At 46.3% G+C, this 9,074-nt stretch carries 7 protein-coding genes; all 7 read left to right on the top strand.

Features of this window, described 5'->3' with window-relative positions; translation table 11 throughout:
- Positions 1–109: 109 nt before the first annotated feature.
- The 7 genes from OCV99_RS16355 (at position 110) to OCV99_RS16325 (ending at position 9,061) form a co-directional block, all read left to right on the top strand.
- Positions 110–1,693 carry a family 43 glycosylhydrolase gene (locus OCV99_RS16355; protein WP_158371958.1) on the top strand — a complete coding sequence of 528 codons (1,584 nt, stop codon included), beginning with the start codon at positions 110–112 and terminating at the stop codon, positions 1,691–1,693.
- A gap of 144 nt (positions 1,694–1,837) precedes the next feature.
- On the top strand, positions 1,838–3,169 hold the full coding sequence (locus OCV99_RS16350) for a glutamine synthetase family protein (RefSeq protein ID WP_158371956.1): 1,332 nt from the start codon (positions 1,838–1,840) through the stop codon (positions 3,167–3,169).
- Between the two features lie 42 nt (positions 3,170–3,211).
- Positions 3,212–3,760 (top strand): ANTAR domain-containing response regulator, encoded by a 549-nt coding sequence (locus OCV99_RS16345; protein WP_158371954.1) that lies wholly within the window; start codon positions 3,212–3,214, stop codon positions 3,758–3,760.
- A 25-nt stretch (positions 3,761–3,785) separates the two neighbouring features.
- Positions 3,786–4,631, top strand: coding sequence for a diaminopimelate epimerase (gene dapF, locus OCV99_RS16340; RefSeq protein WP_158371952.1), 846 nt, complete (start codon positions 3,786–3,788; stop codon positions 4,629–4,631).
- A gap of 45 nt (positions 4,632–4,676) precedes the next feature.
- Positions 4,677–5,891: an LL-diaminopimelate aminotransferase gene (locus tag OCV99_RS16335; RefSeq protein WP_158371950.1), complete on the top strand. Its 1,215-nt coding sequence runs from the start codon at positions 4,677–4,679 to the stop codon at positions 5,889–5,891.
- Between the two features lie 94 nt (positions 5,892–5,985).
- Positions 5,986–7,104 (top strand): transglutaminase domain-containing protein, encoded by a 1,119-nt coding sequence (locus tag OCV99_RS16330; RefSeq protein WP_158371948.1) that lies wholly within the window; start codon positions 5,986–5,988, stop codon positions 7,102–7,104.
- A complete protein-coding gene (locus tag OCV99_RS16325) occupies positions 7,043–9,061 on the top strand; it encodes an S-layer homology domain-containing protein (RefSeq protein ID WP_158371946.1) in 2,019 nt (672 codons plus the stop codon). The genes OCV99_RS16330 and OCV99_RS16325 overlap by 62 nt, the downstream gene beginning before the upstream one ends.
- Positions 9,062–9,074 lie beyond the last annotated feature (13 nt).

Below are 9,074 nucleotides of genomic sequence, written 5' to 3'. Positions count from 1 at the left end.
CATTGCTTTTTTATTTGCAAAAGTGATGAATGCCTTGAAAATATAAGGTTTTAAAGAAAAATAGGACTGTAAAACTTTACAGTACCAAAAAAGGAAGGAGACTATTGCAATGAAAAATATGAAAAAACAGATATTCGTATATTTGATGCTTCTGTCACTTTTGTTATCAGGAAGCATAGGGGTTACGGATGTATATGCAGCAGAAAGTACAGAAAACAGCAGCATTCTGGAAGAAACTTATGATTACAATCTAAAGACAGAGGATATCTTGATCCGGGATCCTTATGTTGTTGTGCATGACGGGAAGTATTATATGTATGGAACAGACGGAACCAATGCATTTGGCGGACAGATGGACAGCTTCCCTGTCTGGGTAAGCGAAGATCTGGAGAATTGGGCGGGACCATATACGATTTTTCAGAATGACGGAAGCTTCTGGGCAGACAGTCAGTATTGGGCGCCGGAAGTCTACTATATAGATGGAGAATTTTATCTGTATGGCTCTATGGGCGGAAGCGGCCGGGCCAACAAAGGAATCCAGTTGTTCAAATCTGATGAGCCGCTGGGGCCATTTGAGCCTGTGTCAGAGTATCCGTTTACTCCGGAAGAAGATGATGATATCGACGCTACGCTTTACGAAGAAGACGGGGTGATGTACATGGTCTATTCGCAGGGGAAAGATGGCATTTATGCAGTACGGCTGAATGATACTTTAGATGGATTTGCAGATACCCAGTTTAAGTTGTTCGATGTATCTGAATGCTCCTGGACTGTGGCGGCATTTGGAGGGATGGTTTTAAATGATGGCCCTTGCTTTTACAAGACAGCTTCCGGGAAATTAATCTGTCTGCTCTCATCCATGTCAGAAGATGGATATCATATGGGGATTGCATATTCTGATAATGGAAAGCTTGATGGAAACTGGACACTGACGGATGAACGTCTGGATGTGGGCAGTGACGGAGGACACTGCATGATTTTTGAAAATCTGGAAGGACAGACTATGATTTGTTATCATGCGCCGAATGGAAACAGCCATCCGCAGTTCAGATACCTGATAGAGGACAAGGAAAACGATACCGTGTATGCATCCGAGACGCCTGCGGAAGAACCTGCCCGGGTGGAAGATGTTTTTGTCGATGTAAATGCAGAGGACTGGTTCCGGGAAGTTGTACAGTATGTATATGACAACGAGATTATGACGGGGCTGAATTCCAGTTATTTTGGACCGGCAGATACTTTGGTTCGGGCACAGTTTGCAACTGTTTTATATAAGATGAATAAGATGCCGAAAGTGGAGTATCAGGAAGTATTCCCGGATGTGGCAGAAACAGATTGGTTTGCAAGTGCTGTGCTCTGGGCGGCGGATACGGGTGTCGTAACCGGCTACACAGACAGCGGCAGATTCGGGGCAGCAGACAATATTACCCGTGAGCAGATGGCAACGATGATGTACCGCTATGCAAAGGATTATCTGAAACTTGAAGTAAGCACTGACGGTGATTACAGCAGCTTCCCGGATGCGCAGAACGTACAGGAATTTGCACAGGACGCAATGAAGTGGGCTGTGGGGAATAAAATCATTACCGGTAAGACGGTAGATGGACAGCTTGTCCTTGATCCGCAAGGCAATGCAAACCGTGCGGAGTGCGCGGTAATTATTCAGAGATTTATGGAAAGTACAGCAGAGTAAAATGTCTTCATTGACAAAACTCCTGCCTATCTTTATAATGAAATAACAAACAATGGCGTTTTCTGGGGGCGGAGAACGCCATTTTGCGTAAGAAAGGTCTAAAACATAGGATAAATGAGTAAATATCAGTAGGAGGTAGTTGTAATGAAGAATTATACGAGGGAAGATATCCTGCGGATGGTGGAGGAAGAAGATGTTGGCTTTATCCGTCTGCAATTTACGGATATTTTCGGGACATTTAAGAATGTTGCGGTGACAAGAAGTCAGCTTGAGAAGGTGCTGGACAATGAGTGCATGTTTGACGGTTCTTCTATTGAAGGATTTGCGAGGGTAGAGGATTCGGACATGTATTTGTATCCGGATCTGAATACCTTTGAAATCTTCCCGTGGAGGCCCCAGCAGGGTAAGGTGGCGCGGTTTATCTGCGATATCTATAAGGGTGACGGAACCATATTTGAAAGTGATCCGAGATACGTGCTTAAGAAGGTGGTTGATAAGGTACAGGCAGAAGGATATGATTTCCAGGTAGGACCGGAGTGCGAATTTTTCCTGTTCCATACGGATGAGGGAGGAATGCCGACCACGATTACCCATGAAAATGCCAGTTATTTTGATTTGGGGCCGCTGGATTTGGGGGAAAATGCCAGACGTGACATGGTACTGACTCTTGAAGACATGGGATTTGAAATTGAGGCTTCCCATCATGAATTTGCCGCCGGGCAGCATGAGATAGATTTTAAATATGATTCTGCGCTTATAACTGCTGACAATATTATGACATTTAAGATGGTGGTGAAAACAATTGCGAAGCGCCACGGGCTTCATGCAACCTTTATGCCGAAGCCGAAGTATGGAGAAAATGGTTCCGGGATGCATCTGAATCTTTCGCTGAATAGAGATGGAATCAATGTGTTTAGTGATCCGAAGGATGTAAACGGGCTGAGCCGGGAGGCGTACTATTTTATTGGTGGAATTATGAAACATATGAAAGCAATCAGCTTTATTACCAACCCGACAGTGAATTCTTATAAGCGTCTGGTTCCCGGATATGAAGCTCCGGTGTACATTGCCTGGTCTGCGAAGAACCGTACGCCGTTAATCCGTATTCCGACGGCGAAGACCGCCCATGCAAGAATTGAGCTTAGAAGCCCGGATCCAACGGCAAATCCCTACCTTGCACTTGCTGTGTGCCTGGAAGCGGGAATGGACGGAATCAGGAACGAGATTATGCCTCCGGCAAGTGTTGATACGAATATTTATAGAATGAGTAAAGAAGAGAGGGATGCGATTGGCATTGAAGAACTTCCCGGAAGTCTGCTGGAAGCGGTTCGTGAATTCGAGAAGGATGCTTTTATCCGGGGAGTGCTGGGCAAGGATTTGTCCGAGAAATTTATTGCAGCTAAGAAAAAGGAATACAGAGATTACCGCGCACAGGTAACGGACTGGGAGATTAAGAACTATCTGCATGTGTTGTAATACATTTTCCTGTGGAAATTGCAATTGACAGGAGGTGTAAGCATGGATGGCATTATAGTTGCATTTCCGAATAAGGAGAATGCAGCCAATATTCGGAATCTTCTGGTACGCGGTGGTATGGAAGTAAGAGGCGTTTGCACTACCGGAGCTCAGACGCTGAACTGTATGGAAATGCTGGATGAGGGAATTGTGGTCTGCGGATATAAGCTTGCAGATATGATGTATACGGAACTTCGTGAGTACATGCCGAAAGAATTTGAGATGCTTTTGATTGCGTCGCCGGATAAATGGAGTGACGGCGATATAGAGGGTGTGGTCGGGCTGTCTATGCCGATTAAGGTATACGATCTGATGAATACGGTAGAGATGATGACCCGCTCTATGGTGCAGAGAAGACGGAAGCGGAGGCAGGAGCAGAAAGAGAGAAGCCCCGGACAGCAGATGCTGATCAAAAAGGCGAAGGAACTTTTGATGGAACGAAATAATATGTCTGAAGGAGAAGCACACAGATATCTGCAGAAATGCAGTATGGACAGTGGAACGAACCTGGTTGAGACCGCAGAGATGGTACTAAGTATCATGGCAGAATAATGGCTGTAAAAGGAAATTGAATAGAATGAAATTTGCGAAGATGCACGGACTGGGCAATGATTATGTGTATGTGGATTGTTTTACGGAAAGGATAAGCGATCCGGCAGGGCTGGCGAGACTCTTCAGTGACAGGCATAAAGGGATTGGTTCTGATGGCCTGATCCTGATCGGGCCTTCCGGGAAGGCGGATTTCAGGATGCAGATATACAACGCAGATGGCTCTGTTGCCGAAATGTGCGGCAATGGAATCCGGTGTCTTGGGAAATATGTCTATGAGCGTGGGATGACGGACAAGACAGAGCTTACCGTAGAGACATTGGCGGGAATCCGCAGGCTGCGGCTTACTGTGGAAGATAAGACGGTGACAGAGGTGGAGGCGGATATGGGGATTCCTATTTTGAAAGCAGATAAGATTCCCATTGTTTCCGAACACAGCATGGTTGTAGATGAACCGATTGTGGTAGATGGAGTTATGCTTCGGATGACGGGCGTATCCCTGGGAAATCCTCATGCGGTCATCTATGTGCAGAGCGTCAGAACAGCAGATATCGGTTGGCTGGGACCGCGCCTTGAGCATCACGGGCGATTTCCCCGGCGCATCAACGTAGAATTTACAGAGATTATAGACAGACATACGATAAGCGTGCGGGTATGGGAGCGCGGCGCGAAAGAGACGTTAAGCTGCGGAACCGGAGCTTGCGCGGCGGTAGTGGCAAGTGTGTTAAATGACTTGACAGAACGCAGAGTTAGAGTAAAATTAACAGGAGGAGATTTAACCGTTGAATGGCGGGAGGCGGATAATACTGTTTATATGACGGGTCCGGCTGCAGCAGTCTTTGACGGAGTAATCAATATTCCGTCTGCCGGTTAAAGGAATGGGACGGATAGAGAAATTTGCAAAAAGGAGATACCTACGATGTTCAAAGTAAATCAGGATTATTTAAAATTACCAGGAAGCTATTTGTTTTCAACAATAGGCAAAAAGGTGGCTGCATTTCAGCAGGCGAACCCGGATAAATCCATTATCCGTCTTGGGATTGGTGATGTAACGCAGCCGCTTGCACCGGCGCTTATTGATGCACTGCACGGAGCGGTAGAAGAGATGGCTCATGCGGAGACATTCCGCGGATATGCGCCGGATCTTGGATATGAATTCCTTAGAAGTGCGATAGCGAAGAACGATTATCAGGACAAAGGCTGCGACATTAAAGCGGATGAGATTTTCATTTCTGACGGGGCAAAATGTGATTCCGGAAACATCCAGGAAATCTTCAGCAAGGACAATAAGATTGCTGTGTGCGACCCCGTGTATCCGGTATATGTGGATACCAATGTTATGGCAGGCCGGACGGGTACTTATGATGCGAAGACGGAGACCTGGAGCGATGTGATCTATATGCCATGTACGAGGGAAACGAATTTTGCGCCGGAGCTTCCAAAAGAGACGCCGGACATCATTTATCTGTGCTTCCCTAATAATCCTACCGGTTCTACAATTACGAAAGCGCAGCTTCAGGAATGGGTAGATTATGCGAATAAAGTGGGAGCGGTTATTATTTATGATGCTGCATATGAGGCATATATTTCAGAAGAAGATGTACCTCACAGTATCTATGAATGTGAAGGGGCGAGAACCTGCGCGATTGAGCTGAGAAGCTTCTCAAAGAACGCGGGATTTACCGGTGTGCGTCTTGGAGCTACAGTTATCCCGAAGGATCTGAAGAGCGGAGATGTGATGCTTCATTCCCTGTGGGCAAGACGCCATGGAACGAAGTACAACGGAGCACCATATATTGTCCAGCGGGCAGGTGAGGCAGTGTACTCTGAGGCAGGAAAGGCACAGCTTAAGGAACAGGTTGCCTACTATATGAAGAATGCGAAGACGATTTACGAAGGTCTGAAGAGCGCAGGCTACAATGTATCCGGTGGTGTGAATGCGCCATATATCTGGCTGGAGACACCGAAGGGAATGACATCATGGGATTTCTTCGATTACCTGCTTGAGAAGGCAAATGTTGTAGGAACACCCGGATCAGGATTCGGACCGAGCGGTGAAGGATATTTCCGGTTGACAGCTTTCGGTTCTTATGAGAATACGGTTGCGGCAATAGAGAGAATCAAGGCATTATAGAGAAATTTATAAAAAAGTGGCTGATGTGCAGAATTAACTGACACAGCGGCCACTTTTTATAGTATAATGAGTCCATGGAAAAGGAGGATTGGTTATGAAGAGAAAGGTGAAGAGAAGTCTTGCGGGAATGTTAGCATTACTCTTGACGTTGGCAGTTGCTTTTCCGGTGCCGGTTCAGGCACGGGAAACAGTGGCAGAAGCTGAAAGAATTCTGCCGCGGGGGCTGGCGGAAGAACCGGAGATTTTGCCGGATCCAAATGCTGCAGAACCGGCAGATGAATTGGAAACACTGGAAGAATATGACGAGGCAGAACTTCTGGTTCTTTTGGAAGCAAGGATGAAGGAGGCGCTGCTGGAAGGAAAGACAGAGCTGAATATAACAGATATGGGAATCAGCCCGGAAAAGTACGATTTGTATAGTTTGTTGTATTTTTCCCCTTATCTTAGTAATGGGATTGATTTTATGCCTTATTACAGTCTAAACACTAATTGTTATACCAATATTAAAATGGAAAATGCTATGTCGGTGGAGGAAACAAAAGCATATTTCCGTGAGGTTGAGAAGAAAGTAGATGAAATTGTAGCACTGGTGTCTGACGATATGACGGAAGAAGAAAAGGCACTTACGATTCATGACTATTTTGTATACACATACGAATATGATTATGATAATTACCTGAACGGTACGGTGCCGGATGATTCTTACCGAAGCGGCGGGCTGTTTATGAATCGAACCGGGGTTTGCCAGGCATATGCATATGGATATATGTATATTATGGAGAAACTGGGGATTGAGTGTTATGTGACAAGCAGCAATGCTATGGGTCATGCATGGAATATTATTGAGATTGACGGTTCTTATTATCATGTAGATGTAACCTGGGACGATCCGGTAAGAGACAGATTCGGGCAGGTAGGCCATTCTAATTTCCTGCTCAGTGACGCGGCGATAAAAGAAACAGAGCATCATGACTGGGATTTGACAAATCTGGTATGCGATAGTACCAAATATGACGATGCATATTGGACTGAGGTGGATTCGCCGATTATTTTACAGGATGAGAATGCTTACTATATAAAAGACCACTCTCTTTATAAGCGGGATTTGGAAGACGAGACAGAAAGCGAATTGAAAAATCTGGGAAGATGGTATGTCTGGGGGGGGTGCATATTCTTATTGGATGAGTGCATATTCGGGATTGTTTTTCTATGATGATGCGCTTTATTACAATACATCTGCAGAAATAAGAAAGATATCTCTTGACGGGCAGGGAGACAGCTTGGTGTACAAACCGGATGAAGATGTTCTGGCAAAAGGGTATCTTTATGGAATCAGAAGAAAAGGACATCAGATTGAGTATGTTATCAAGCAGAATCCTAATCAGGCAGCCGGGGAGATTTTGTCCACAGAGCTTTATGAAATTATAGAGCCGGATGATATTGCGTTAAATAAGACGTCACTTATTTTGGAAGAGGGAAGCAGTGAAGCTCTTACCTATTCTCTGACGCCGGATGGAGTCGAGACAGAGGTAGAGTGGAAGTCGGGAAATACGGCGGTAGCAACTGTGGACGCTAACGGCAAAGTGACGGCAGTGGCGCCGGGAAGTACGACGGTAACGGTAACAACAAGCAATGGGAAGAGCGCATCCTGCGAAGTGACCGTGACGAAGAAGGAGACTTCGCCGGATCCGACGCCGGATCCAGGACCGATGCCAACACTGGATCCGATACCAACATTTGAAACTGTCGATTTGTCCTGTGTGGGATGTAGTGTTGAGGAGTGGACAGTCCTGTATGGTACAAATAAGATTCGTATGATAAAAGGTCTTCAACCATTGTCTGTTACGGATAAGATGCAGAAGGCGGCGGATGTCAGGGTACAGGAGTTGCAGAATCTCTTTGCTCACACCAGACCAAATGGAAGCAGTTGTTTTACAGCTTTAACAGAAGCGGGAGCTTCCTATGATGCTGCCGGAGAGAATATCGCAGCGGGTTATTCTGATGCAGCAGCTGTGTTAGACGGCTGGTGGAACAGTGAGGGACATCGCGAGAATATGCTGGAGACGAGCTTCAATCATCTCGCAGTGGGACATGGATATAAAGAAAATGATGCGAGCCTCTTACATAATTATTGGGTTCAGATGTTTATTGGAAGCTGCACGCCAACCAGTATATCCATTGAAGAAGAGAATCCGCATACTTATCTGTTAGAGCAGGGAGAGGATATAGATGATCTGGGGCTGGTATTGAAGGTAGGGTGCAAGCACGGAACTTCTTATATGCCGGTTATCAGTGAGATGTGCAGCGCTTATGATGAATCAAAGTTGAATGAAGAGCAGATAGTAACGGTTACTTACGGAGGAAAAACAGCTGCGTTCAGGGTGACGGTGACAGAGAAAGAAACTCCGCCGGATCCAGACCCAACACCGGATCCAGACCCAACGCCGGATCCAGACCCAACGCCGGATCCAGACCCAACGCCAGATCCGACACCAACACCGGATCCAGACCCAACGCCGGATCCAGACCCAACGCCAGATCCGACACCAACACCGGATCCAGACCCAACGCCGGATCCGACGCCAACACCAGATCCGACGCCGACACAGGAGCTTCCATTCAAGGATGTGGCTTCCGGGGATTGGTATTATGAATATGTAAGCTATGTATATCAGCATGATCTGATGAAGGGACTGAATACGGAGACATTCGGCCCGGCGCAGACGCTTGTGCGTGCGCAGTTTGCGATTATTCTTCACCGGCTAAACGGAGAGCCTGCAGTTGCTTATACAGCTAAATTCCCGGATGTGGGAGAAGGTGTATGGTACACAGATGCGATTCTCTGGGCAAACAGTATAGAGGTTGTCACCGGGTATTCCGATACGGGACTTTTTGGCCCGGCTGATAAAATTACCCGGGAGCAGATGGCGGTTATGATGTACCGATATGCAAGATATAAAGGCTATGATATCAGTAAGAAAGCAGATTTTAGTGAATTTGCAGATGCTTCCGGTGTGAGCTCATTTGCAGAAGATGCGATGCAGTGGGCAGTCGGAATGAAAATCATTACCGGAAAGGATAATGGAACAAGGCTTGATCCGCAGGGAAATGCAAGCCGTGCAGAGTGCGCGACGATCATTATGCGGTTTAATGAAGCATATGAGAAGTAAAAGGAGGTAAAGA

Source organism: Dorea acetigenes, from assembly GCF_025567385.1.
GTDB lineage: Bacteria > Bacillota > Clostridia > Lachnospirales > Lachnospiraceae > Claveliimonas > Claveliimonas acetigenes.
Note: the sequence above shows the minus strand (reverse complement) of the source record. Positions and strands in the feature narration are given on the sequence as shown.